The following is a 23,961-nucleotide window of genomic DNA, read 5'->3' as shown; positions in this document are numbered from 1 at the left end:
CAAAACGCTACGCTTCTCGGAGGAATGCCCCAATGGCCCCAAACAAGTCACTTGATATGGACTTTGTCCGCAGCCAGTTTCCCGCTTTGTCGAACGGATGGACGTTTTTTGACAATGCCGGCGGTTCGCAAATCCTGAAATCCGCTGTCGATCGCATCAATACGTTTTTGTATGAAAAGAACGTGCAGATTGGTGGATCGTATGACGTTTCGCAAAGTGCCGCCGCTGCCTTGCTCGAGGCGCGCACCAGCGCGATGCATCTGGTCAATGCCAGCCGTCCCGAAGAAATCGTCTTTGGCAGTTCCACCACAGCGCTTTTGCAAAATCTGGCAAAGGCAATGACCAGCCAGCTTTCAAAGGGCGATGAAATCATCGTCACCATTGCCGATCATGAATCCAATATCGGTCCGTGGGATCGTTTGCAGGATGCCGGCGTTACGATCAAATTCTGGCCGCTGGATCGTGATCAGATGAAACTTGATCTGGCTGATCTTGAACCCTTGATGACCGACCGTACCAAGCTTGTCTGTGTCACGCACGTTTCGAACATTCTGGGCTCGATCAATCCGATCCGCGAAATTGCCGATTTTGTTCATGAACGTGGTGCGCGTCTCTGTGTGGATGCGGTGGCCTATGCGCCGCACCGCGCGATTGATGTGCAGGCTTTTGACGCGGATTATTACGTCTTTAGCCTCTATAAAACCTATGGCCCGCACTATGCGATGATGTACGGCAAATACGATTATTTGCGCGAACTCGACACGCTCTATCACTATTTCTATGGCAAGGATAAAGTCCCCGGCAAGTTAGAGCCGGGCAACCCGAACTACGAACTGGCTTATGCCACCTGCGGCATTGTTGATTATCTGCAAACGCTTGGTGAAATGGCTGGGGAAACTGGATCGGTGCGCGACAAAATTGTTGCGGCCTTTGATGCCATCGCCGCGCAGGAAAATGCCCTGTGTGATCGTCTTTTGACCTATCTGCGCGGGCGCAATAACTGCACCATCGTTGGTCATGCCGATAATAAAGACGGCACACGCATTCCGACCATCAGTTTCCGTTTTGATGGCCTCGATGCCGATAAGGTTTGCCGGTATATCGATCAGTTCAAGATCGCCATTCGCTTTGGCGATTTCCATTCGCGCCGTTTGGCCGAATATCTTGATGTTACCGATAATGGCGGATTGGTCCGTGTTGCGATGGTTCATTACAACACAATCGAAGAAGTCGATAAACTGACCGCGGCCTTTGACAAGATGTTTGACGACGCATCCGCTGAACTCAGCGCCTAAAGCCAGAAGGAGGTACCATGCAGTTTGACCGCATTATCAAAAACGGCACCATCGTCACCGCCAGTGACACCTTCATGGCCGATGTCGGGATCAAGGATGGCAAAATTGCTGCCTTGGCCAATGATCTAACCGACAGTGCTGATATCGTCGACGCCACCGGGCTTTATGTCATGCCCGGCGGGATCGATAGCCACGTTCACATTGCCCAGCCATCAGGTGATGGCATTGTCATGGCCGATGATTTTGAAACCGGCACCCGATCCGCAGCGATTGGGGGCAACACATCGATCCTAAGTTTCTGCATGCAGGAAAGGGGCGACAGTCTGCGTCAGTCGCTTAAGGTCTATCACGACAAGGCGGACGGGGAATGCCACATTGATGTGGCGTTTCACATGATCGTCACTGATCCAACCCCGGCAGTGTTGGGGCAAGAACTTCCGGCCTTGGTCGAAGACGGCTATACCTCGTTTAAGGTTTTCATGACCTATGAAAACCTGCGCCTGCGCGATGATGAAATTCTTGATACGCTGGATGCGGCCAAAAATACCGGCGCGCTTGTTATGGTGCATTGTGAAAACGAAGACGCCATTCGGTTCCTGATCGGGCAGCACGAAGCGGCGGGCGAATTTTCCGCCAAATCCCACGCGACAACCCGCCCGATTGCCGCCGAACGCGAAGCCACCCATCGTGCGCTTTCACTGGCTGAAATCGTCGATACCCCGATTGTGATCGTCCATGTGTCGAACCGCGAAGCCATGGAAGAAATCGAACGCGCCCGGGTGCGCGGCAGCAAGGTGATTGGCGAAACCTGCCCGCAATATCTGATGCTGACCGCCGATGATCTCGATAAAACCGAGATGGAGGGTGCGAAATTTGTCTGCTCCCCACCGCCACGTGACAAGGAAAGTCAGGACGCCTGTTGGGATGGTCTGCAGCGCGGCGTGTTTGATCTGTTTTCATCGGATCACTGTCCGTTTCGTTTTGACGACCCCGAAGGCAAGCTGATCGAAAAGGGCAAGAAAAGCTTCCGCTGGATCCCCAATGGCATTCCCGGCGTGGCAACTCGCCTGCCGATCCTGTTTTCCGAAGGGGTGCAAAAGGGACGCATCGACCTAAACCGCTTTGTTGCACTGACGGCGACCAACCACGCCAAGCTCTATGGCATGTACCCGCAAAAGGGCACGATTGCGATTGGTTCAGACGCCGACATCGCCCTATGGGACCCGACCAAAAACGTCACGATCACCAATGACTTGCTGGCACAGGGCTGCGACTACACCCCCTACGAAGGCCTCCAGGTCAAAGGTTGGCCGGTCCACACCATCGTACGCGGCAAAACCGTCGTGAAAGACGGCGAAGTCACTGGCCAAAAGGGCGACGGCAAATATTTGGCCCGCCAGAAATCCAATTTGGTGACGGCTTCGCCGGTCTGATTAGACCGGCGAACGCCGCCGCCATCACGCACCATCATTCCGCTGCACAATGACTGACCTGGCATCGTCGTCAATGGGCCAAGCCGCGGCCAAAAAGATCGGGTTGGCGGGGTGTTCGGTTTCCGATATCGTTTTGTTATTATAACATGATAGCTCGGGGCGGGGGAAAGATGATCACATCGATATCGGCAATTATCTTGTTGGTTTTGGTCGTATGGCAGTTCTTCAAACCGATCTATAAAAAGACTGGTGTGATTGTTCTTTCGGTGTTGGTTGGTATCGATATTATCTTCACTTCTATCGTGACCGGCATGTTTGTCAGGCTGTATTTTACCGCACGCGAACGCGAAGTGGGATCTGTCGGGGTTCGCAACAACGCACTCCAATTCATCGATGGACATGCGACACGCGGCCTAATGGAAATACTGGTGTTGATCATCTGTGCAGTGCTGCTGGTGATCATCTTCAAAAAGAAAAAGTTCAAGGCCTAAGGCGCATGGCCTAATTAGCCTGCACTAATAAGGGGACAGACCCCTTTTGTCGTGATCGCCAATGAGGTGCTGGCACTGGGTTGCGGCCAATGTCTGGCCCGTCAAAGTCAAATTTAACGGCTTCGTCTTTCCGATCCAAATCAAAGCAGCCTTACCGGATGATGCGCCCGGTAAGGCTGCTTTTTTGACTGGATCGATCCTGCCTTAAACCGGCATTGAGAACGTGCATGCGGGGGCATGCACATCGGATCGGCTCAGTCTATTTGGTTGTTTCTTGTGGCTTAAGATAAAATTGCCGCTCATAGGCGAACATATCGTCAAAGCGGCAAAACTCCGGCGCACCCAGTTCAAAGCATGTGCCGTTTGTTGCACTTTCATTTTCAAAAAGATCATGAAGCTGGTGCTGTTCATCCGGGCTTAGGTTCCGGATCAGATACCCCATGCTCAGATGAAATGCGTAAGAAACATGTTGCTCATGTTTCAGCAGCAAAAGCTCAGACAGGCGATCCCGCAGATCGCGCAATCTTTGCTCATCATCATCGGTCGCCGGCTGAATGTTCAGCGCGATACCATCGACAAGCGGCTGCAAGCCCAAAGGTTTGACTTTAAACGGCGCATCACTGCCAAGGTCAAAGTCCTGCAGTTTCTGCTCAAACAAGGCATTGCAGGTTTCCAAAGGTGCCGTCATCGGCAAATCAGATGGCCAATAGCTGGGCTTGCGGATTTCATCGCAAACGCCTTCAAACACCGTCATGTGCCAGCTTGCAGGCGGCAGCAAGGTATAAGCCGATGCAAAAGGAAGCTCTGCCAACGTCTTTCTCATGCGCAAAAGCGCGTCAAAAAGCGCGCTGTCCTGATCGAGGTGGCAGATCACCGTGTTGCCCGGAAAGGGACGAATGCTGCCGTCAGGATGGAATTTCCGGCCAACGCCAGACGGGATAGCAGATTGAGCGCCAGCCTGTGGCTGACGCTCGTTGTTCTGAGGTGTTTCTTGATTCAAGATGATTGCTCCGTTTACTGACCGAGGACGACTTTTTCCAGAAACTGTCTGGAAATCGCGTCCGTGGTGTCAGCCGCCAGCCAATCAACAGAATAGGCACGCTGTTCGGCCGGCACACCGCCCGGAACACCTTTGGCCGCACTATTCACCGGCGATGCGCCAAGCTGCGTTGCCAGCATTTCCTGCACCTTGGCCGAGGTCAGCCAATTGACAAAAACAAGGGCCGCATGTTTGTGCTTTGCATTGGCGGGAATGCCAACCGCATTGCCGCCACCGGGCATGCCGAATTTCGGGATGTAGAATTTCATGCGTTTGTCGATCTCACCTTTCTTTTGAAGGCCGGCAAGATGATCTTCCCACGCCACCACAAGGTGAAATTCACCGCCGTTCAGGCGGGTCAGGCTATCGGCGTTTGATGCGGTGTAGCCGTAATTGTCTTTTTGCGACTTAAACCAATCCCATCCGGCGTCAAATTTTTCGGCCTTAAGGTCGGCATCAGATACCTTTGATCGGACAGCCATCTGAACGAAAGCTTTGCCAGCACCGCCACCTTGCGGATCATTGAACGCAAATTCCATCGGGTGCGCGGTCATCCAGGCTGTCAGATCGTCAAACGTCTGCGGTAGGTCGGCAAACTCCACCTGTGTCGGATCGTATGCCAAGCCGGTCTGATTGCCCCAATAGGCAACCGCATATCCCTTGCCATCACCGCTGTTGATTTCGGTACGTAGCTTGTCAAAGTCGGGCAGGGTATCAAGCGGACCGAGGAAATAGGTCTTCGGGTCGAACTTGCTCAGCGCGTCGCCGGGAACGGACATCACGTCAATATCGCCTTCTGGGCGATCGCGCTCGGCCAGAAACTTGTTGAAGTTCCCTTCGTTGGTGCCATCAGGGATGGTGACTTCAATGCCGTATTCTTCCTCAAATCCCTTTACGAATTCGCGGAACCGTGGCTGCAAGAACCAGTTGTACCACACAACCTGACCTTCTTCTTTGGCTTGGGCGACAATGTCATCCCATGGCTTGGTCATGATGTCATCGGCTGCAAGGGCAGGCTGGGCAAAAGACAGGGCCGTGGCGGCTGCTATAAGCGTGCGTTTTAGCATTTCTAAGCTCCCGTTGATAAAATAGTGGCTGTTAATTTATCCCTTGCCGCCGACCGTGACTGCGCCATTGCTTTTGAGCAGCCGTTCGAAAATCAGCAAAAGGATGATGTTGGGCACGACCAGAATAAGGGACACAACAGCCGCATTCGGGCGGATGAAGTTATCGCCAAGATAGGAATAAAGAATTGTCGGAATGGTCGTGAAATCGGGGGAACCGACGACAAACGAAATCGCAAATTCCTCGATACTTTGAATGAACACGATGATGAGGGCTGCAAGAATGCCGGGTTTAAGGACCGGCAAAAAAGCAGATGAAAAACGTGCCCATGGGCTTGCCCCCAGATCGCGCGCCGCATCAATCAAGTCTTGGCGCACTTGCGCAAACGAAACCGTCAGGATGCGGATCGCATAGGGCAAAAACAAAACGATATGCCCAAGAACGATGGCGGGAAACTTGGCATAGATGCCCAGCTTATAAAGAAGCGATGTGAAAAACAGCGCTGTGACAAATTCCGGCACGACCAACGGCAATAAAGACAACATCTGTGCCGCGGTCTTGCCGTGGAAATCCAGTCTGGCAAACGCATAGGCCGTCGGTGCGGCAAGGATCAAGGTGCAGACCGCCACAATCGGTGCCAGCGTATAGCTATGCCCCATGGCCAAGGCCAAGTTCGTGGTTTCCCACATTTCTGTCCAGCGCACGAATGACAGCTTTTGCGGAAGTAAATCCGGGTAACTCCACGCCTTGCTCGGATCGACAAGCGACCAAAGAAGCGCCATGCCAAACGGTACGGCAAGCCACAGAACCAGCACAATGACCAGAATGGCGACAAGAAGGATATTAAGTTTGGATCTGCGCATTATCGCCTCCTGCCGGTAACAAGGAATTGTGAAACAGCAGCAAGCAATAACGCGCCTGTCAGAGACATGGTCATCAGCACGACAGCAACAACCGCGGCTTCATTCCATTCGCCGTACAACCTCTGGACCGTGTACATGTACTGCGCCATCGAACTGACTTCGCGCGGGCCGACAATCACTTGGAATGAAAAGTCGCCAGCCGCCCGTATGAAAACAAGGATAAGGGCCGCCTGCATCGCGGTCAGGGTCAGCGGCAGGACAATCTTGCGAAACCGTGTCCATGCACTGGCGCCAAGATCACGCGCCGCGTCAAAAATCTCGTTATGGATGGATTGAACCGGGCCGATGAGCACCAAAAGCGCAAAGGGCATCTGTTTCCAAACCTGCAGAAAAATCACAGCCGTCCCGAAACTGTCATTTTGCATGCGAAGCGGCTTGGAAATGATGTTCGTCCATAAAAGGAATTCATTCACAAAACCGTGGAAGGCAATGACGTTCAGCAACAAAAACGCCGCCACCAATCCGGGCACCATCATCGGCGCCTTAAGCAATCCGCCCAGCATGGTCGATCCCGGAAAAGGACGCCGAAGCCACATCGCAAACATGTAGGCCAACCCGACGGAAATCAGCGACGACAGCAACGATATTTTCGCCGAATACAAAACGGATCGATGCAAAAACGGCGACGCTAGTTGCTTCTGCCAATAGATCAGTGAAAATTCGCTTGGTCCGGAAAAATTGAAATATCCAACCGACTGCGCAACAGCCATTGATATGACCGTCCCGATCAAAAGGATAATCAGTCCAAGACCGGGCAAAAGACACAGCAATACAACGCCGGTATGTTTCCAGTTGCTTGGGGAATATGCCCGCATCAGACATCCTCCAGAACGGAAAACGCATCTGGCGCCAACCGGATTGAAAGCTCTGCCCGGATGGTTTCGGGCTTGCGGGTTTGAATGCTAACGGTGTCGTTTGATCCATCCGTAACCGGGCGCATGACAATGTCGGTCACATTGCCTTGATAGGCCTGTGTGACAACTTTGGCAGTGAACGTGTTTTCGGTGTTGGTTGGTGCATTTTCAACAATTTCTGCACTTTCCGGGCGCCAGCAAATATAGCGCTTCTTGCCGGTCAGGTTTTCATCCGACGCAATCTTGAACGTGCCGATTTCTGTGCGTGCGGACCACATGTTGGCTGTGTCCGTCGCCATAAATTCAGCGCTTATGATGTTGGCTGCCCCAATGAAATCGGCAACAAAGCGATTGGCAGGGCGGTCATATATGTCAGAAGGCGGCGCGATTTGTTCGATGCGTCCTGCCTTCATCACCGCGATCCGATCCGACATCGCAAGTGCTTCGGCCTGATCATGGGTGACATAGATCGCAGTAAAGCCAAGTTCGGCCTGCAAGGCCCGCATTTCAAAGCGCACCTGATGACGCAGTTTCGCATCAAGGTTTGAAAGCGGCTCATCAAACAGAATCACGCCCGGGCGCATCGCCATGGCACGCGCCAGTCCCACACGTTGCTGTTGCCCACCTGAAAGGGCAGTGGGCAATTTATCGCTGTGGGCTTCAAGGTCGACCTGACGCAATGAATCGGCAAGACGCACGTCACATTCTGATTTGCTCAGCCGGTTTTGCCGTGGCCCAAACAGGATGTTTTCCGCAACCGTCATATGGGGAAACAGGGCATAGGACTGAAAACACATTGCTGTGTCGCGCCGTTCCGGGGAATCGGTCGTAACGTCCTTGCCATCAATCAGGAACTTTCCCGACGACACTGGGTGAAAGCCGGCAATTGCTTTGAGTAATGTAGTTTTTCCGCATCCAGACGGGCCAAGCAGCGTAAGGAATTCGCCCGACTTTACGTCGATAGACACATTTTCAAGGGCACGGAAACCGTTGGGATAAGTCTTTGAGACCTCCCGAATTTCAAGTCTGGCCATTTTCGCTCCCGGCGATGAAGGGTTGTTCTTATAATTAGTTCATACCGCGAACTTACTATTAAGTGCATGACATGTACATGACAATTGAGATAAGTTCCGCACACAGGAAAACGTGCGGAAAAATGTTCAGGATTTAGGGAATCGGTTGACGATGCGAACCCGGTTTAAAAATGGCCGATTGCCGATAACAGATGTCGAACAGACCGTTCTGCGTTTTGTCTGGCTGAACCCGGGCAAAAGCCGGGCTGAAATTGCTGAAAAACTCAATCTGTCAAAATCGATGCTGTCCAAGGCGGTTCAAACCTTTGAACAGATGCAGCTGGTGATCGAAGAACGATCAACCCCGTCTGAGGGCGGGCGTGGGCAGCCGCCAATCCGCTTGTTCTTAAACAAAAATGCGTTTTACAGCATCGGCCTTTATCTTACCCCACAAGACGGCATCGCCATCCTTGCGGATCTAAGCGGTTCGGTCCACGAAACCCGGATCATCAAGCCCAAAGGTAACGCCCAAAGCATCCTTGAGGGTATCCGTGATGCCGTCGGTGATTTAATTGAAAACGCCCCAGCACCCGTGATTGGCATCGGCCAAGCCGTGCCGGCAATCGTGCGCGAAAATGGCACATTGTTTGAAATATCCCCGCGGCAATTTAGCATCCCGTTTCAAGATATCGCCGCATCGTTGCGCGAAACGTTTGAATTGCCGGTTTACTGGGAAAATGCCGCCTATTGCATTGCCGGGTTCGAAGCACACAAACCTGAATCCGGGCGTCGTTGCGTCTTTCACCTGACCTTGGATAGTGGCATTGGCGGTGGCTTGGTGATTGATGGCAAAATATTCCGCGGCGCATATAACCAGGCCGCCAATTTCGGCGCGCTGATCCCCGAAACCGGACCGCGCCCCAACTTGCCCGATTTGGCGCAACATCTCGGCTGTGCGATAGAGCGTCTGACGATGGATTATCTGATCAAACTGTTCAAAGGGCAGGACGCGTCACTTGTTGATTGGATTAAGGATCGCGGCAATCGCTTGTCACAACCACTGTCCGCGGTGGTTCAGCTTTATAACCCCGACACGATTGTTCTGGGTGGATCGCTGCCGTTTGAAATTTTGACCGCCCTATGTGCGCAGATCAATTTGGGATTTTACGATTTGCCAACCCGGCGTTCGCTGATCAAACCATCCCTGACCGCGACAGAACTTCTTGGCCCATCAGGATTGGCAAACGCTGCGGCCATCTTGCCGGTCGGTGCAGAATTAATGGGCCTGCCGGCTGTCGTGCCAAAGATCGATTGAACTTGTATGCATCAACACATCGCCCTCGGACGCATGGTGATCATGCCGTCCGGGACGATGTGTGCGACGCGTCGCTTTTGCATATGCCGCGCATTAACCGCGCTGGATTTCCGGCCAGTTTGTGATCGGGCCGTGCCAGCTTTCAAAGGTGCGGGCCAGTTGGAAGACTTTCAAATCCTCAAACCGTGGGGCGACGATCTGAAGGCCGATGGGCATACCGCTTTGTGAAAAGCCGCAATTGATCGAACATGCTGGTTGCTCCCCCATGTTCCACGGCACGGTAAAGCAAATATGCTCAAACGGTTTGGCCGGATCGTTGGTCGGGGATGCCCATTCCGCCGGATAGCTGACATTTGGGTTCACCGGCGACAAGATAAAGTCGACATCCTCAAACGCCTTCGCACAGGCTTTGCGCATGGCAAATGTCTGATCAAACCCGGCGGCAACCTCGGTTGGTTTGATTGATGCACCGGCCTTTGCCCATTCATGGATATAGGGCAGGATTTTCGCCCGGTTGGCCTCGGGCAATTGTTGCATCATGCCCCAAAAACGCGCCCGCCATGCCACATCAAGTCCATCAAGCATTGCGCGCGTTAAAACTGGCGGAATTTCTATGATTTCCGCACCATGTGCTTCGAATTCTTTTGCCGCATTTCGGACCGCTTTTTGCACATCGGGTTCGGCGTCGATACCACATCCCGCATCCATCATCAGGCCAATTTTAATGCCGCTAACATTCATACCCGGCGCGTCCCAATTGATGTCCTCGTACGGAAGGGACGTGGCATCGCGTGCATCGGGGCGGGTGATGGTTCCCATCAAAAGGGCGGCGTCATCGACCCGTGGCGTCATTGGCCCGGCACAGCGCCCGGTATAATACGGATCAATCGGGATACGCCCCAATGACGGCTTAAAACCAAACAATCCGGTCCACCCGGCGGGCAGGCGGACTGATCCGCCAATGTCGGTTCCAATATGAAGCGGGCCGTATCCAGCAGCCCCGGCGGATGCGGCCCCGGCACTTGAACCACCGGGGTTCTGGCTCAGATCCCAGGGATTGCGGCTAAGCGGGTGAAACGTCGAAAGACCGGAACTCAGCATCCCGTAATCGGGGCAGGTGGTTTTGGCAAAAATGATCGCGCCGTCTTCCTTTAACCGGGCGGCGGTTGGTGCATCATCCTTGGCGGGTGTCAAATCAATCGCGGCAGTGCCCATGGGGACGGGGGTGCCCTTGGTGGCGATCAATTCCTTAACCGTGACGGGCATGCCATCAAGCGGCCCCATCGGCGCGCCATCCATCCAGCGTTGTTCGGCTGCACGCGCCTGCTTCATGGCGTCTTCGGGCTGATAATCATACAGTGCGCAGACTTGGGGCTCGCACGCATCCACGCGCGCGGTCAATTCTGACATATATTCGACGGGCGATATTGTTTTGTCCTTAAACCCATTCAGGACATCGCGGGCAGAAAGCGTAAGAAGTTCGGACATGGTGGCACCTTTAAACTGGTTTTATTGGGGGCGATGACATCTGATGTCTTCTTACGGCGCGCGGGCGTCACGCCACGCCTTGCGCCCGATATGTTCCAATGTCGGCTCAGCATTCATCAGTCGGCGGGTATAGGCTTCTTTGGGCGCATTCAGGACCATATCGGTTGATCCGGTTTCGACCAGTTTGCCATGTTCAAGAACCGCAACTTCGTCGCAGATTTCTTCGACCACGCCGATATTGTGGGTGATGAACAGAACCGAAATCCCGTATTCGGCACGCAACCCAGAAATCAGATCCAAAATCTGTTTTTGCACCGTCAGATCAAGGGCCGAGGTCGCTTCGTCGGCGACCACAAGTTTGGGCTTTGTGATCAGTGCGCGCGCAATCGCGATGCGTTGGCGTTGCCCGCCGGAAAATTCATGGGCAAAGCGATCCATGTCACCGGCCTTAAGGCCAACTGCCTTTAAAAGCTCGCCAATCCGCTCGCGCCGTGCTGAGCCGGTTGGGGCATTTTTTTCCAGATGAAGCGGTTCGGCAATTAGGCGCCCGACTGTGTGGCGGGGATTAAGCGATCCGTATGGGTCCTGAAAGATCATTTGAAAATCCCGCCGGGCCGCACGTAAGGCCGATGGCGACAATTCAAAAAGATCATGCCCATTGATATGAACGCTGCCCGATGTCGGGGTATCAAGCGCCATCACAATCCGTGCTAACGTCGATTTTCCCGATCCGCTTTCGCCGACCACACCCATGATTTGTCCTGCTTCAAGCGAGAGCGACACATTATCCAATGCCGTGATTTCGCCATCGCCAAGATCAAACTGGCGCGTCAGGTTTTTAATTTCCAGAAGCTTAGGCATGGGGGCCCTCCATCCCGGTTTGATCAAGGCTTTTGCGTGCCCGGCTGGGCATCGCGTCAAGCAACTTGCGGGTATAATCATGTTGGGGGGATCGCAGCACGCGTTCGGTATCGCCGTGCTCCATTTCGTCGCCCTTATACATCACAAGTGTCCGGTCAGAAATGCGCGCAATCACGCCAAGGTCATGCGAAATCAGGATCAGTGAAATCCCCAAATCCGTGACCAGATCATCGAGAATATCAAGGATTTCGGCCTGCACCGTCACATCAAGGGCGGTGGTGGGCTCATCCGCAATCAAAAGGTCGGGCTTAAGGGCAATGGCAATCGCAATGCCCACCCGCTGGCGCTGCCCACCCGACATTTCATGGGGGTAGCTGTTAATACGTTGGGTGGCCTGCGGGATTTGAACCATTTCGAGTAACCGCAACGCTTCGGTTTTGGCATCGCTTTGCGACATGCCTTTATGCAGGCGTAAACCTTCTGCGATTTGTGCGCCAACCGTCATGGCCGGGTTTAATGCCGACATCGGTTCTTGGAAAATCATGCCGATCTTGCGCCCGCGCAAACCGCACATCTGTTTTTCGGGCAGGGTCAACAGGTCCTGCCCCTCAAACATGATCTGCCCACTGGCACGCGCAGTACCGGGCAGTAGCCCAATGGTCGCCAGCGACAGAACCGATTTTCCCGATCCGCTTTCGCCTACAATGCCAAGGCTCTCGCCCCGCGCAAGGTCAAGGTTTATGCCATGCACAACCTCGGTGCTGTCACCGCTGCTATCTTCAAACGATACGCGGAGGTCTCTAATCGAAAGCATCATGATGCCTGTTTCCTCCTTGGATCGGTCAGGTCACGCAGCCCATCGCCGAGCAGGTTTAAGCCAAGAACGGCAAGCGCAATGGCAATGCCCGGTGCCAACACCAAATGTGGCGCGGTGCTGATATAGGTCTGGGCATCGGCAAGCATTCTGCCCCAGCTTGGGGTGGGTGGGGCGATGCCCATGCCAAGGAAGCTCAATCCCGCCTCTGCCAAAATGCCAAGTCCGGTTTGAATGGCAAACTGCACCAAAAGCTGGGCGGAAATGTTGGGCAATACATGCTCGATGGTAATCAGGGCCTGACCTTTGCCGGCCATTTTGGCGGCCTTGATATAGTCGCGTGACCAAATCTGCATCGCGGCCCCGCGTGATATCCGTGTGAATACCGGGATCATGAAAACGCCAATCGCAATGATCGATGTCAGACCACCCGGGCCGAGCAACGCGCCCAACAGAATGGCGGATAAAATCGGCGGAAAGGCAAACAGAACACTGTTGATCCAGCCGGATGCCTTTTCAAATATTCCGCTTTTGGCCGCCGCCGTCACCCCGATCAGGGTGCCGATCGATCCACCAATGATGGTCGCGGTCAATGCAATGCCAAGCGACGTCCAGCCACCGGCCATAATCATTGAAAAAACATCACGCCCGATTTGATCGGCCCCCAACAGCCCAGCATCACCGGGGCCCTTAAGGCGGTTAAGGATGTTCATTTTTATTGGGTCTTCGGGCGTCCAGAAACGGCTTAGAACCGCCGATCCGACCAGCAAAGTCGAAATCAGGCCACCCAGCCAAAGGTTAAGGGGAATCCGTTTCATTTGCGCGTCCGTAGTCTGGGATCAAGGATGGCGTAAAGACCGTCAACAATCAGGTTCACGACAATCACAATGATTGCGAACATCAGAACCACATTTTGAATGACAATCAGATCGCGCTGCGACAGCGCCTGATAGGCAAGGGTGCCAATACCGGGCAGGGTAAAGACGTTTTCAACCAATACCGCCCCTGAAATCAGAAACGGAATTTGCAGACCCAGCATGGTGACCACCGGCAATAATGCATTGGGCACTGTATGAAGCCAAAGTGCCCGATTGCGGCCAAGTCCCTTGGCCCGTGCGGTACGCACAAAATCTTCGTTGGCGACTTCAATCACGGCGGCCCGCGTCACACGGGTCAGAACCGCGGCCTGCGGGATGGCCAAGGCAATGGATGGCAGGATTAATGCCATGATGCCTTTGTCAATGCCATCGTCCCAACCAGGGAAACCACCGGCCGGAAACCAGCCAAGCGACAGCGAAAATAGCAAGATCAACAACAACCCGATCCAGAAGTTCGGCACCGCGATGCCAAACTGTGAAAAGACCGTCGCAACCCCATCGGTTACCGCACCGGGCCGCGAACCCGCCCAAACACCCAGCGGCAAGGAAATGCAAATCGCGATAATTGTCGCCAGCAGGGTAAGCGGGACGGTCACCGCCAGTCGGTCACCAATCAGCTCGGCGACCGGCGTGCCATAGGTGTAAGACTGGCCAAGGTCGCCCGTCACCACACCGGCAATCCAACTGGCATAGCGCACCATCATTGGTCGATCTAAACCAAGGTCAGCGCGAAGGGCGGCAACGGTGTCTGCCTGGGCGGAAGTGCCGAGCATGATTTCGGCCGGGTCACCGGGGGCCGCTTCGATCAGAACAAAGATCAGAAACGACGTCACCAGCAGGATCAGAAGATATCCCGCCGCCCGGCGCATGTGTTTCAGGGCTGGGGTCATTGGGCTTTCACACATTTCAGAAAAAGGAAACGCGCAGGCGACCGGCAGGGTCGTTGTGGGGCAAGGAAACTATGCCGGTCGCCTTTGGTGGCGCGAAGGGGCTTGGTACGATGGTTCGTCTGCTAAAGAACGGCGTTATTCCGTCCAGCGAACGTCCGTCATGTCATTCGATGGCACCGGACCGTTTTCCCAAAGCCCGGTCAGTTTCGCATCCCAAACCCCCAATTTCGGGGCGGAATACAAGAACAGGGCGGGCACATCATGGCCGATGATTTCCTGTGCCTTTTTGAAACCAGCCGCCCGGGTATCCGGTGTTGTTGCGGCATCGATGTCATGCATCACTGCATCAAATTCGGGATTGTCGTAGTTAAAATAATACGGATGGCGGGCATAAATCCCGATATCAAGCGGCTCGGCATGGCCAACAATGGTCATGTCGTAATTGGTGTCTTTGAACACGTCCTGAATCCACGTCGCCGGGAAATCCGAGCTTTCAATATTGGCCGTCACCCCGATCTGGGTAAACAGCGCCTGCAGGATTTCGGCGGACCGGCTGGCATAGCTTCGGGTCGGGACCTTCATGGTAAATTCAAAGCCATTTGGATAGCCTGCCTCGGTCAAAAGTGCCTTGGCCTTTTCGACGTCAAAGCTATATTCCGATGTCAGATCAACATAATACGGGCTTGCGGGCGAAAAGTGGCTGCCAATCGGGGTGCCAAAGCCGCTTTCGACCCCTTGAACCAGAATGTTGCGATCGACGGCCATCATCAGGGCCTGCCGCACGCGAAGGTCATCAAACGGCGGGCGGGTATTGTTCATGCCCGCAACGATTTCCATTTCGCCAACCCCAACATGGGTGGCAAGACTGTCATCGGCTTCAAACTGCGCAAACAGTTCCGGGGCTTCGAATTTGGCAAATACGTCAATGTCGTGGGACATGATTGCGGCGGCTTGGGCCTGTGGGTCGGAAATGAACCGCGCGCTGATCGCATCAAGCGACGGTTTTTCGCCCCAATACCCATCATAGGCCGACATCAAAACCCGGTCCCCTTTGCGCCATTCGTCAAATTTGAACGGGCCGGTGCCGATGGGATTGCTTTTGTTGCTTTCAACGCTTGATGGTTCAATCATCACCGCACTGGGAAAGCCCAACCAATACAGCAAGTTTGACGACGGCTGCGACAGGTTAAGAACAAGCGTGGTGCTATCGGGCGCATCGATGCTTTCAATGACGGTATAAAGGGCCTTTTGGCCATTGGTGCTGTCATCGGAAATGATGCGTTCAAGGGTGAATTTCGCCGTGGCACTGTCAAATGCCACACCGTTGTGGAAGGTGACATCAGGGCGCAACTTGAACGTATAGGTCAGTCCACCATCTGCAATGGTCCAATCGCTGGCAAGCTGCGGGACAACTTCGCCGTCGCGATCCACGGCAACCAGACCTTCGAAAATATTCTGCCATGTGACTTCGCCCGATGCCACAGCCGATCCCACGGTCGGGTCAAGTCCCGCCGGTTCAACTGGCTGACCAAACGTCACACTGCCAGCGGCAAGTGACAGGGTCGGGGCGAATGCAATCAGTGCGGCCGTCGAAACGGCACAGGCAAGGTTTCTGATTGGTGTGAAACGGTTCGGCATGGTGGTCCCCCTGATGTGACCTGATTTTATTTTGAAAATGTTTCTGTCTGATAACAGAGACCATTTTTCAGTGAATTTGAAGTCGATAATTTGATGTCGGGGTGCTACGTTTTCCGTAGCACTGATGAATGTGGTGGCGAAACGATGGTCGAAATCCAATCCCTTACAGTATTTAACGAATTGATGCGATGCGGATCAATCCGCCAAGCAGCAGATGCCCTTAATGTGTCGCCAACCGCAATCGCCCGTCAACTTGATAAGCTCGAACATTTGTTTGGCACGGCCTTGGTTGAACGCAATCCGCGCGGCATTCGCCTGACGGCGGCGGGTGAAGTATTGGCGGAACGTTCGCTTTCGATTGCGCGGGACCTGAACGAAGTCGAGCAAATTATTGATGATTTGCGCGGTCTGCAACGCGGTGCTGTATCGCTTTATGTCAATGGCGCGGCATCCAGTGCCATTTTGGCCCCGGCATTGGCCGAATTTTCCCAACGCTATCCGGCCATCACCATCGAAGTCACAGTAACGTCTGCACAGGCCGCCTTGGATGCGGTGGCCAACGGTCTGACCGATTTATCCGTCACCATGTTTTCGACGGCCGACAGCCGCATTGAAACGCGGTTTCGGGCCCCAATCCGCCACGAAGCCATTCTGTCGCCCGATCACCCCTTGGCGCAATGTGATGAAATCGCCCTTGTTGATTTGGTTGAACATCCGCTGGCTTTGCCGGATCGGACCTTTGGTGTGCGGCGTGCCTTTGATGCGCGTTTGCGCGATGCGGGCCTTCAATGCGGTGAAAGCACGTTCACAACGTCATCGCTTGAACTGCAAAAGGAACTGGCACGGCGGGGGACGGCTGTTTTGATTTTGCCTGAAATGACGGTAAAGCGTGAAATAGACCAAGGCAGCTTGGTCATGCGGCCACTGGCCAGCGCATCCCGCATTGAAACCCATTTGGAAATGAACCGGGTTGTTGCCGGGCAACGCAGCTTTGCCGCCCGGCGGCTGTCTGATTTCCTTGAAGGCTTCCTGCGGACCCAGTTTTCGTAAATCCAAAGCAGCCAAGTCCGAAAACAAAGCCCTAGCGCATTTGCGCGATGCTTTTGCGAAACCGCATGGCGCTGAACGCAAAAAAGCCAAGTGCAATGACAAACACCAACAAAAATTCCGGCCACACCACATCCATGCCAGCCCCGCGAAACAGGATCGCCTCGGCATAGGTCACAAAATGGGTCGAGGGCGCAAATTGCATAATGGTTTGCAGGGTTTCGGGCATGCTTTCAACCGGCGTACTGCCGCCTGATAGCATTCGAAGCGGCAACACCACCAAAATAAACAATAAGCCAAATTGCGGCATCGATCGCGTTAAGGTCGCCAGGAAAATACCAAGGGCCGTGGCAAAAAACAGATACAGCGTCACACCGGCCATAAACAGCAATTTAGATCCAATCACCGGCACGCCAAGGATCAACTCGACCACAAAAATAAGCGAGAACATACTGGCGATCAAAATCACCAATCCATTGGCCCAAACCTTTGCCATCATGATTTCAAACGGATCAAGCGGCATCACCAGCAAATGTTCAATCGTGCCATGTTCGCGTTCGCGAATAAGTGCTGCCCCCGAAAGAATGATCGACAGCATGGTAATCGCATTGATGATTTCCATCGTGCTGGTAAACCACGAACTCGTCGCATTCTGGTTATAGGCATAGCGCGTGACGATCTGGGCAGCGGTATTTTGGTCCGCGTTCTGTGCCGCATAGGCCGACTTGCCGCCCAACCATGTGGTGACTTCTTGGGCAATGATGTTGCTGATATAGCCTTGGCCGATCCCGGCCTGCATCATGGCGGTGGCATCGATGTTAAGCTGGACTTGCGCCCCGTGCCCTGCGACCACATCCTTTTCAAAATCGGGCGGAATCACCAGCACAAAGGTAAACGCACCGCTATCCATGGCATCATCAATATCGCGTTCTTGGATTTGCACGGGTTCTTGGAAAAAGGGTGCCAAAAACGCATCCGAAATCCGAAGCGATAAGGCCGATCCATCCAAATCGGCAATCGCAATTGATCCGTTTTTCAGGTCATGGGAAAACCCGGTTGCGGCGTTATAAATCGCAAAGGTAAACGCCCAGAAAATCAGGATGATCAAAACCACGTCGCGCTTAAGGCTAAACAGCTCCTTGATGCCAAGGCGGTATATGTTGCTGATCCGACGGCCAAGCATGTCTTATACCTCCTGCTTTTTCAAAAGCAGCATCGAAAGCCCAGTCAAGATCGGGAAGAACAATGCAAGATGCAGCAATTCCGGATAAAGCGCGCCAAATCCAAGCGCCTTGGTAAAGGTCCCGACACTGATCGACATGAAATGCGATGTTGGGATAATCACCGATAAAACCGCTGGCGCACCTTCAAGCGATGACACCGGCTGCATCATCCCAGAAAACATCACCGATGGCACCATCGTCGCAATCGCAGTCCCAAACAGTGCGGCAATCTGGGTGTTGGTGAAGGACGAAATCAAAAGTCCCAAGCCGGTTGTCGAAATCACAAACAACACCGCACCAATCAAAAGCGTCAATCCATTGCCCCGGATCGGCACGCCAAACCAAAACAGCGCCATCGCCGTCATCAAAACAAAATTGACCATCCCCAATCCGACATAGGGCAGTTGCTTACCCAGCAGGAATTCAAGCCGTGAAACTGGCGTGACATAAAGGTTGGTGATTGATCCCAATTCTTTTTCACGCACCACACCAACTGCCATCAAAACCGCGGGGATAAACATCAATAAAAGGGCGATGACCGATGGCACCATGGAATAGATGCTTTTGAAATCCTGATTATAGCGATAGCGCGCTTCGATTTGCATCGGCTGGCTTTGGCCCGATTGCCCAACATCGCGCTTGGTATGTTCATCCAGATACCGTTGATGAATGCCTTCGACATAGCCATGAATGGTCTCGGCACGAAATGGCATTGTGCCATCAATCGTCGCGGCGATTTCCGGGCTGGCCCCACGGCCGACATCGCGGCCAAATCCCGGCGGAATTTCAATCGCCAGCGCAATGTCGCCCGACAGCAAACGCGCCTCAAGATCATCATTGCTTAAAAGCGGGGGCTGTTGCTCAAAATACCGCGATCCTGAAAGGTTTTCGATATAGGTCCGGCTTTCTGCGGTTTGATCGCGGTCGAGAACCGCATAGGTCAGATTTTCAACATCAAACGTAATCCCATAGCCAAATACCGGCATCAGGATCGCAGTCCCGATCAGGGCAAACATCAACCGGATCGGATCGCGCACAAGCTCCATCGTTTCACGCAGGGAATAGGCCCACAGCCGCCTGAAACTAAACCACGATGCCTTTGCCGGTTGCCAATGGGCCGAGCTGGTATCGTCACGCGCAAGGGCGGCGAGGGGATCTGCATCCGTATCGGCTTTTTTCGCGCTTCCCTTGTTCGCAGGATCGTTCGCCTCATCCTCGCCGCTGGCTTCTTCCAGATAACGGATAAATGCTTCTTCCAGCGTGTCGCAGCCGCGTTCTTTGGTAATGGCGTCTGGCGTGTCACTGATCAAAACCTTACCGGCATGCATCAATGAAATGCGGTCACACCGTTCAGCTTCATTCATGAAATGGGTCGAGATAAAAATCGTGACCCCTTGATCGCGCGAAAGCTCCACCAGCAATTGCCAAAACTGATCGCGTGCAATCGGATCGACCCCGGATGTCGGTTCATCTAAAATCAGGATTTCCGGATTGTGTATGATCGCCACAGCCAGTGACAAACGTTGCCGCACGCCAAGCGGTAATTGTTCCGCCATTTCAGAATGATACGGTGCCAATCCAAACCGTTCTGACAGGTCATCAATGCGGGGTTTGATCTTGTCGGATGGCAAATGAAACAGCCGTGCATGCAGTTCAAGGTTTTGCAAAACCGTCAGTTCGGCATAAAGCGAAAAGGCCTGACTCATATAACCAACCCGGCGGCGCAGTTCGATATCCTGCCCATCCACCGGTTTACCAAATAGTTCTGCCGTCCCCTCGGTCGCCGCCAAAAGCCCGGTCAGCATTTTCATGGTGGTTGTTTTGCCGCACCCGTTCGATCCGAGAAAGCCGAAAATCTCGCCTTTCTCAATGCGAAAGCTGACATCATCAACCGCTGTAAAATCACCAAATCGCTGGGTTAAGTGCTCGGCCACGATGGCCGGGACGTCGTCTGTGACGGTGCGCGGCGGGATTTTCAAGGCCTGGTGACCGCGCTGCTCATCCTCGGGCAAAAGGGCGATAAAGGCTGCTTCAAGGTTGTCGGTGTTGGTTCGGCTTAACAGCGCATCGGCCGTTCCGGTCGCCAGAACCTTGCCATCATTCATCGCGATCAAATGATCAAACCGCGCAGCTTCATCCATATATGCCGTCGCCACCAGAACCGTCATATGGCCCTGGGTTTGTCGGATCGCGTCAATCAGTTCCCAGAATTGGCGTCGCGATAACGGATCAACCCCTGTGGTCGGTTCATCCAAAATCAGGATTTCCGGATCATGGATCAGCGCACAACACAGCCCAAGTTTCTGCTTCATCCCACCCGAAAGCTTACCCGCCGGACGTTCGGTAAACGGATCAAGCCCGGTGGCCCGGACCAAACGCGTAATGCGTTCATCGCGCTCACGCTTGCTTTGACCAAACAGCCGCCCAAAGAATTCTAGATTCTCGCGGATGGTTAAATCCATATACAGGTTTTTGCCCAACCCCTGTGGCATATAGGCGATTTTGGGCAGGACACTGTTACGATGCGTGCCGTCCGCCATCGATCCGCCAAGGGTTTCAACCACCCCGTCTTGCACTTTACGTGCCCCGGAAATCAGCGCAAGGGTGGTGGATTTACCCACCCCATCCGGGCCGATAAAGCCGATGGTCTGGCCCGTCGGGATTTCCAGATCAATGCTATCAAGGGCCGTGACCTTGCCATAGTGATGGCGAACAGATTGAAGCCGCACCGCAACCGGCGCAGCCCGATCTAGATCGCCATTGGTATCTGTAATGGGCGCCATATCGTCACCGCTGCTCATTCCGGCGTGCCTTGGGATGCGTTTGCATTGGTGTCAGTCGCATTTGGTGCGTCAGGCAGATTAACGTGCAGGTTTTCCGGCCACGTGTGGGTGTCGCCCAGCATGATATAGGTTTCACCGGGCAGGCCGGTTTTCACCCGTTTGATATGCTCGGCAAGCAATTCCCGATCAATGCGTACCGTGACCCGAAACATAAGTTTGTCGCGTTCTTCGCGGGTTTCGACCTCACGCGGGGTGAATTGCGCGTCATCGGCGACAAAGGTCACTTTGGCCGGGATGACAAAATTGGGGGCCGCATCTAGAACAATGCGGGCTTCATTGCCAACAAAGGCCAATCCTGCCTGACGGGTTGGCAAGAACACATTCATGTAAACATCGGTCAGGTCAATCATTGTGACCACGGGGCCGCCACCGGCCAATACTTCACCGGGTTCGGCCAAACGATATTGCACCCGGCCATCGCGCGGCGCACGCAGGACGGAATCATCAATCTGCACCTGAATACGGCGCAGTTCGGCCTGGGCGGCCTCAACACCACGTTCCGCACTGGTCAAGTGCGCGCGTGATGCACTTAACCCTGCGCGCGCGGCGTCGCGGTTGGCTTGGCGCTGATCAAGCTGCTCTCGGGAAATGTTGTTGTTTTTGACAAGTTCTTTGGCGCGGGTCAGCTGCTGCTGGCTAAAGGATAATTCGCTTTGGCGCTGGACAATCTCGGCCTTCGCTTCGGCAATGCCTTGCTGGGCGCGGGCAACTTCTGCGGTGGCTTTGGCTTTGCTTGCCAAAAGTTCGGCTGTGTCCATTTGGGCCAAAATCTGTCCGGCGGTAACGCGATCGCCTTCATCGACCAGAACCGCATCGACCCGACCGGCGTATTTGGTGGCAACACGGATTTCTTCGGCTTCGATCCGGCCGTTGCCCGATGCGATATAGTCGGGCAGTTCGGATTGCTGCGATTGCCAGTAATAATAGCCACCACCTGCGGCCGCAAAAATTACGATAAGAACGATCAACAGACCACGCAGACTTTTCATTCCGTTCTCCAAAGGCAGGATATGGCAAGGGCAAAACAATCCTTGATCGATACAGGTGATCAGAGTTCGCCTTTATATGCAACGCACCAATTTATGGAATGATCCTAGGTCACTATGGCGCACCGCTCATTGATCTTACGCAAGGAGAGGTGGGTATAGGCCGTCGGGACGATGGGAATGTAAAGGCTGCGCCGACGCTGTGGCGAAATTATCGGCCTAATACTCTTGTAAGTTTAAAAGGGAACAATACCTAAGTATAGTCGTTATTGCTCTTATGGAGAATTCGGATCGTCTCCATGTTGAAACAGTAATTTAAATGGGAAAGATAATGGGGCTGAGTATTTTCGGGGCGGGACGTTCGACGCAACAAGGCGAACAAATATATCAAGCACTTAGCAAATCGATGGCGGTGATTGAATTTTCGATGGATGGCAAAATCATCCATGCCAACCAAAATTTCCTAGATGTCATGGGCTATGAACTCGATGAAGTTGTCGGAAAGCAACACGCGATTTTCGTCCCGCAAGCAGAAGTGAAAAGCCCCGAATATGAGGCTTTCTGGAAAAAACTTTCCGAAGGCAGCTTTGAAGGCGGCATGTTTGAGCGCATCCGCAAAGACGGTGAAACTGTGTTTCTTGAAGCCACCTATAATCCGATTTTAAATGCATCGGGCAAGCCGGTTAAAGTTATCAAGTTTGCCACGGACATTACCGCGCGCCGCAAAGAACGCGCCTTGGCCGCCGGGCTGGTCAATGCCATCGACCGCTCGCAAGCGACCATTGAATTTGATCTCAACGGCAAAATCCTGACCGCCAACGAGAACTTCCTGAAAACAATGGGCTATACCAAGGAAGAGGTGATCGGCAAACATCACAGCATGTTTGTCGAGCCGGGCTATGACCAATCATCTGAATACAAGGATTTCTGGGAAAACCTGCGCAAAGGCAATGTTCAGGCCGCCCAATTTAAACGGGTTGGCAAGGGCGGTATGCCGGTTTGGCTTGAAGCCACCTATAATCCGATTTTCGATCCCCATGGCAAACCAGAACGCGTGATCAAACTCGCCACAGACGTCAGCGAGCAGGTCCAGCTTCTCGTCGATCTCAAAGTCATGATTGATGAGAATTTCGCTGACATTGATGCCAATATCGTAAATCTTGAAAATGCCGCCGTCAGTGGTTCATCGGCTGCAGAGCAAAGTGCAAACTCGGTGCAAACCGTGGCCGCCAGTGCCGAAGAATTATCGGCCTCTATCGCCGAAATTTCGCGCAGCATGGTCCAAAGCCGTGACGAGACGGAGCACGCCTTTACCCAAACCGTCAATGCCAACCAATCGACCCAGAAAATGGCCGAGGTTGTGGATGCGATGACCGGGATTGTCGAAGTTATCCGTGGGATTGCGGGGCAGATTAACTTGCTCGCCCTTAATGCGACGATTGAATCAGCCCGTGCTGGCGACGCTGGCAAGGGGTTTGCCGTCGTGGCAAACGAAGTCAAAAACCTCGCCAATCAGGCGGCCAAGGCCACCGATCAGATTTCCTCGGAAATCAGTGGCGTGCAGGAAATTTCCAACGAAGTCGTTCAGTCACTTGAAACCATTCGCGGCTCCATCGAAACCGCCCGCGACAGTGTGACAAGCATCTCATCCTCGGTCGAAGAACAAAGTGCGGTCACAGATAGCGTGTCGCACAACATGCAAACAATGGCCGTCTCGGTCGAGGAACTGGTCAATAGACTGGGTGAAATCAGAACAATCTCGGAAGGTGTTGAAAAGTCCGTCACACAAACGCGCAAAGCCGCCGAAGTCCTGACGCGCTAACAAGCCAATCCAAGAAATCATCTTGGCACGCACGGGGAGCAGA

The 23,961-nt window shown here is 53.6% G+C and carries 20 protein-coding genes; 6 read left to right on the top strand and 14 right to left on the bottom strand.

All coding sequences use genetic code 11. The features are described from left to right. Positions 1–32 precede the first annotated feature (32 nt). From HCZ99_RS18490 to HCZ99_RS18480, 3 genes are all read left to right on the top strand, one after another. Complete coding sequence (locus HCZ99_RS18490) at positions 33–1,295, top strand: cysteine desulfurase-like protein (protein ID WP_167448501.1); 1,263 nt, start codon at positions 33–35, stop codon at positions 1,293–1,295. Between the two features lie 17 nt (positions 1,296–1,312). Then, a complete protein-coding gene (hydA, locus tag HCZ99_RS18485; protein ID WP_167448500.1) occupies positions 1,313–2,728 on the top strand; it encodes a dihydropyrimidinase in 1,416 nt (471 codons plus the stop codon). 170 nt (positions 2,729–2,898) lie between these two features. Beyond that, positions 2,899–3,219, top strand: coding sequence for a hypothetical protein (locus tag HCZ99_RS18480; RefSeq protein ID WP_167448499.1), 321 nt, complete (start codon positions 2,899–2,901; stop codon positions 3,217–3,219). A 259-nt stretch (positions 3,220–3,478) separates the two neighbouring features. Here the strand turns inward: HCZ99_RS18480 and HCZ99_RS18475 are convergent, their stop codons facing one another. The 5 genes from HCZ99_RS18475 to HCZ99_RS18455 are packed head-to-tail and all read right to left on the bottom strand — an operon-like array spanning position 3,479 to position 8,134. Beyond that, positions 3,479–4,219: a DUF1868 domain-containing protein gene (locus HCZ99_RS18475; protein ID WP_167448498.1), complete on the bottom strand. Its 741-nt coding sequence runs from the start codon at positions 4,217–4,219 to the stop codon at positions 3,479–3,481. A 14-nt stretch (positions 4,220–4,233) separates the two neighbouring features. Then, positions 4,234–5,325 (bottom strand): ABC transporter substrate-binding protein, encoded by a 1,092-nt coding sequence (locus tag HCZ99_RS18470; RefSeq protein WP_167448497.1) that lies wholly within the window; start codon positions 5,323–5,325, stop codon positions 4,234–4,236. Between the two features lie 36 nt (positions 5,326–5,361). Next, positions 5,362–6,186: an ABC transporter permease gene (locus HCZ99_RS18465; RefSeq protein ID WP_167448496.1), complete on the bottom strand. Its 825-nt coding sequence runs from the start codon at positions 6,184–6,186 to the stop codon at positions 5,362–5,364. After that, positions 6,186–7,061, bottom strand: a complete 876-nt coding sequence (locus HCZ99_RS18460; protein ID WP_167448495.1) for an ABC transporter permease — start codon at positions 7,059–7,061, stop codon at positions 6,186–6,188. Before HCZ99_RS18460 ends, HCZ99_RS18465 begins: the two co-directional genes overlap by 1 nt. After that, positions 7,061–8,134, bottom strand: coding sequence for an ABC transporter ATP-binding protein (locus tag HCZ99_RS18455; RefSeq protein WP_167448494.1), 1,074 nt, complete (start codon positions 8,132–8,134; stop codon positions 7,061–7,063). The genes HCZ99_RS18460 and HCZ99_RS18455 overlap by 1 nt, the downstream gene beginning before the upstream one ends. 151 nt (positions 8,135–8,285) lie before the next feature. Here HCZ99_RS18455 and HCZ99_RS18450 point away from each other — a divergent pair, with 151 nt between their 5' ends. Then, complete coding sequence (locus tag HCZ99_RS18450; protein ID WP_167448493.1) at positions 8,286–9,428, top strand: ROK family transcriptional regulator; 1,143 nt, start codon at positions 8,286–8,288, stop codon at positions 9,426–9,428. Between the two features lie 93 nt (positions 9,429–9,521). Here HCZ99_RS18450 and HCZ99_RS18445 read toward each other — a convergent pair whose 3' ends face one another. The 6 genes from HCZ99_RS18445 to HCZ99_RS18420 form a co-directional block, all read right to left on the bottom strand. After that, the gene (locus HCZ99_RS18445; RefSeq protein ID WP_167448492.1) at positions 9,522–10,916 is read right to left on the bottom strand and encodes an amidase; all 1,395 of its coding nucleotides are present in this window, start codon (positions 10,914–10,916) and stop codon (positions 9,522–9,524) included. Between the two features lie 51 nt (positions 10,917–10,967). Next, positions 10,968–11,777 (bottom strand): ATP-binding cassette domain-containing protein, encoded by an 810-nt coding sequence (locus HCZ99_RS18440; protein ID WP_167448491.1) that lies wholly within the window; start codon positions 11,775–11,777, stop codon positions 10,968–10,970. After that, positions 11,770–12,594, bottom strand: a complete 825-nt coding sequence (locus tag HCZ99_RS18435) for an ATP-binding cassette domain-containing protein (RefSeq protein ID WP_167448490.1) — start codon at positions 12,592–12,594, stop codon at positions 11,770–11,772. Before HCZ99_RS18435 ends, HCZ99_RS18440 begins: the two co-directional genes overlap by 8 nt. Continuing rightward, on the bottom strand, positions 12,591–13,409 hold the full coding sequence (locus HCZ99_RS18430; protein WP_167448489.1) for an ABC transporter permease: 819 nt from the start codon (positions 13,407–13,409) through the stop codon (positions 12,591–12,593). Before HCZ99_RS18430 ends, HCZ99_RS18435 begins: the two co-directional genes overlap by 4 nt. Then, complete coding sequence (locus HCZ99_RS18425; protein WP_167448488.1) at positions 13,406–14,359, bottom strand: ABC transporter permease; 954 nt, start codon at positions 14,357–14,359, stop codon at positions 13,406–13,408. The genes HCZ99_RS18430 and HCZ99_RS18425 overlap by 4 nt, the downstream gene beginning before the upstream one ends. A 135-nt stretch (positions 14,360–14,494) precedes the next feature. After that, positions 14,495–15,997 (bottom strand): ABC transporter substrate-binding protein, encoded by a 1,503-nt coding sequence (locus HCZ99_RS18420; RefSeq protein ID WP_167448487.1) that lies wholly within the window; start codon positions 15,995–15,997, stop codon positions 14,495–14,497. 144 nt (positions 15,998–16,141) lie between these two features. On the opposite strand from HCZ99_RS18420, the gene HCZ99_RS18415 reads away from it, so the two are divergent. Further along, positions 16,142–17,047 carry a LysR family transcriptional regulator gene (locus HCZ99_RS18415; RefSeq protein WP_167448486.1) on the top strand — a complete coding sequence of 302 codons (906 nt, stop codon included), beginning with the start codon at positions 16,142–16,144 and terminating at the stop codon, positions 17,045–17,047. A 31-nt stretch (positions 17,048–17,078) separates the two neighbouring features. On the opposite strand, the gene HCZ99_RS18410 is transcribed toward HCZ99_RS18415, so the two are convergent. From HCZ99_RS18410 to HCZ99_RS18400, 3 genes are read right to left on the bottom strand one after another with little or no spacing between them, the layout of a single operon-like run. Further along, positions 17,079–18,227 carry an ABC transporter permease gene (locus tag HCZ99_RS18410; protein WP_167448485.1) on the bottom strand — a complete coding sequence of 383 codons (1,149 nt, stop codon included), beginning with the start codon at positions 18,225–18,227 and terminating at the stop codon, positions 17,079–17,081. A 3-nt stretch (positions 18,228–18,230) separates the two neighbouring features. Further along, positions 18,231–21,068: a ribosome-associated ATPase/putative transporter RbbA gene (gene rbbA, locus HCZ99_RS18405; protein ID WP_439654662.1), complete on the bottom strand. Its 2,838-nt coding sequence runs from the start codon at positions 21,066–21,068 to the stop codon at positions 18,231–18,233. After that, positions 21,065–22,099 carry an HlyD family secretion protein gene (locus HCZ99_RS18400; RefSeq protein ID WP_167448484.1) on the bottom strand — a complete coding sequence of 345 codons (1,035 nt, stop codon included), beginning with the start codon at positions 22,097–22,099 and terminating at the stop codon, positions 21,065–21,067. Before HCZ99_RS18400 ends, rbbA begins: the two co-directional genes overlap by 4 nt. 328 nt (positions 22,100–22,427) lie before the next feature. Here HCZ99_RS18400 and HCZ99_RS18395 point away from each other — a divergent pair, with 328 nt between their 5' ends. After that, positions 22,428–23,918, top strand: coding sequence for a methyl-accepting chemotaxis protein (locus HCZ99_RS18395; RefSeq protein ID WP_167448483.1), 1,491 nt, complete (start codon positions 22,428–22,430; stop codon positions 23,916–23,918). Positions 23,919–23,961 lie beyond the last annotated feature (43 nt).

Origin of the sequence: Thalassospira lucentensis, from assembly GCF_011806425.1 — a bacterium.
GTDB classification, from domain to species: domain Bacteria; phylum Pseudomonadota; class Alphaproteobacteria; order Rhodospirillales; family Thalassospiraceae; genus Thalassospira; species Thalassospira lucentensis_B.
The sequence above is the reverse complement of the archived record's forward strand: the minus strand, read 5'-3'. Positions and strand labels throughout refer to the sequence as shown.

Bases quoted from the DNA above. Each gene is read 5' to 3' on its own strand.
- HCZ99_RS18490 (WP_167448501.1), top strand. From the start codon at position 33: ATGGCCCCAAACAAGTCACTTGATATGGACTTTGTCCGCAGCCAGTTT.
- hydA (WP_167448500.1), top strand. From the start codon at position 1,313: ATGCAGTTTGACCGCATTATCAAAAACGGCACCATCGTCACCGCCAGT.
- HCZ99_RS18480 (WP_167448499.1), top strand. From the start codon at position 2,899: ATGATCACATCGATATCGGCAATTATCTTGTTGGTTTTGGTCGTATGG.
- HCZ99_RS18470 (WP_167448497.1), bottom strand. From the start codon at position 5,325: ATGCTAAAACGCACGCTTATAGCAGCCGCCACGGCCCTGTCTTTTGCC.
- HCZ99_RS18465 (WP_167448496.1), bottom strand. From the start codon at position 6,186: ATGCGCAGATCCAAACTTAATATCCTTCTTGTCGCCATTCTGGTCATT.
- HCZ99_RS18460 (WP_167448495.1), bottom strand. From the start codon at position 7,061: ATGCGGGCATATTCCCCAAGCAACTGGAAACATACCGGCGTTGTATTG.
- HCZ99_RS18455 (WP_167448494.1), bottom strand. From the start codon at position 8,134: ATGGCCAGACTTGAAATTCGGGAGGTCTCAAAGACTTATCCCAACGGT.
- HCZ99_RS18450 (WP_167448493.1), top strand. From the start codon at position 8,286: ATGCGAACCCGGTTTAAAAATGGCCGATTGCCGATAACAGATGTCGAA.
- HCZ99_RS18445 (WP_167448492.1), bottom strand. From the start codon at position 10,916: ATGTCCGAACTTCTTACGCTTTCTGCCCGCGATGTCCTGAATGGGTTT.
- HCZ99_RS18440 (WP_167448491.1), bottom strand. From the start codon at position 11,777: ATGCCTAAGCTTCTGGAAATTAAAAACCTGACGCGCCAGTTTGATCTT.
- HCZ99_RS18435 (WP_167448490.1), bottom strand. From the start codon at position 12,594: ATGATGCTTTCGATTAGAGACCTCCGCGTATCGTTTGAAGATAGCAGC.
- HCZ99_RS18430 (WP_167448489.1), bottom strand. From the start codon at position 13,409: ATGAAACGGATTCCCCTTAACCTTTGGCTGGGTGGCCTGATTTCGACT.
- HCZ99_RS18425 (WP_167448488.1), bottom strand. From the start codon at position 14,359: ATGACCCCAGCCCTGAAACACATGCGCCGGGCGGCGGGATATCTTCTG.
- HCZ99_RS18420 (WP_167448487.1), bottom strand. From the start codon at position 15,997: ATGCCGAACCGTTTCACACCAATCAGAAACCTTGCCTGTGCCGTTTCG.
- HCZ99_RS18415 (WP_167448486.1), top strand. From the start codon at position 16,142: ATGGTCGAAATCCAATCCCTTACAGTATTTAACGAATTGATGCGATGC.
- HCZ99_RS18410 (WP_167448485.1), bottom strand. From the start codon at position 18,227: ATGCTTGGCCGTCGGATCAGCAACATATACCGCCTTGGCATCAAGGAG.
- rbbA (WP_439654662.1), bottom strand. From the start codon at position 21,068: ATGAGCAGCGGTGACGATATGGCGCCCATTACAGATACCAATGGCGAT.
- HCZ99_RS18400 (WP_167448484.1), bottom strand. From the start codon at position 22,099: ATGAAAAGTCTGCGTGGTCTGTTGATCGTTCTTATCGTAATTTTTGCG.
- HCZ99_RS18395 (WP_167448483.1), top strand. From the start codon at position 22,428: ATGGGGCTGAGTATTTTCGGGGCGGGACGTTCGACGCAACAAGGCGAA.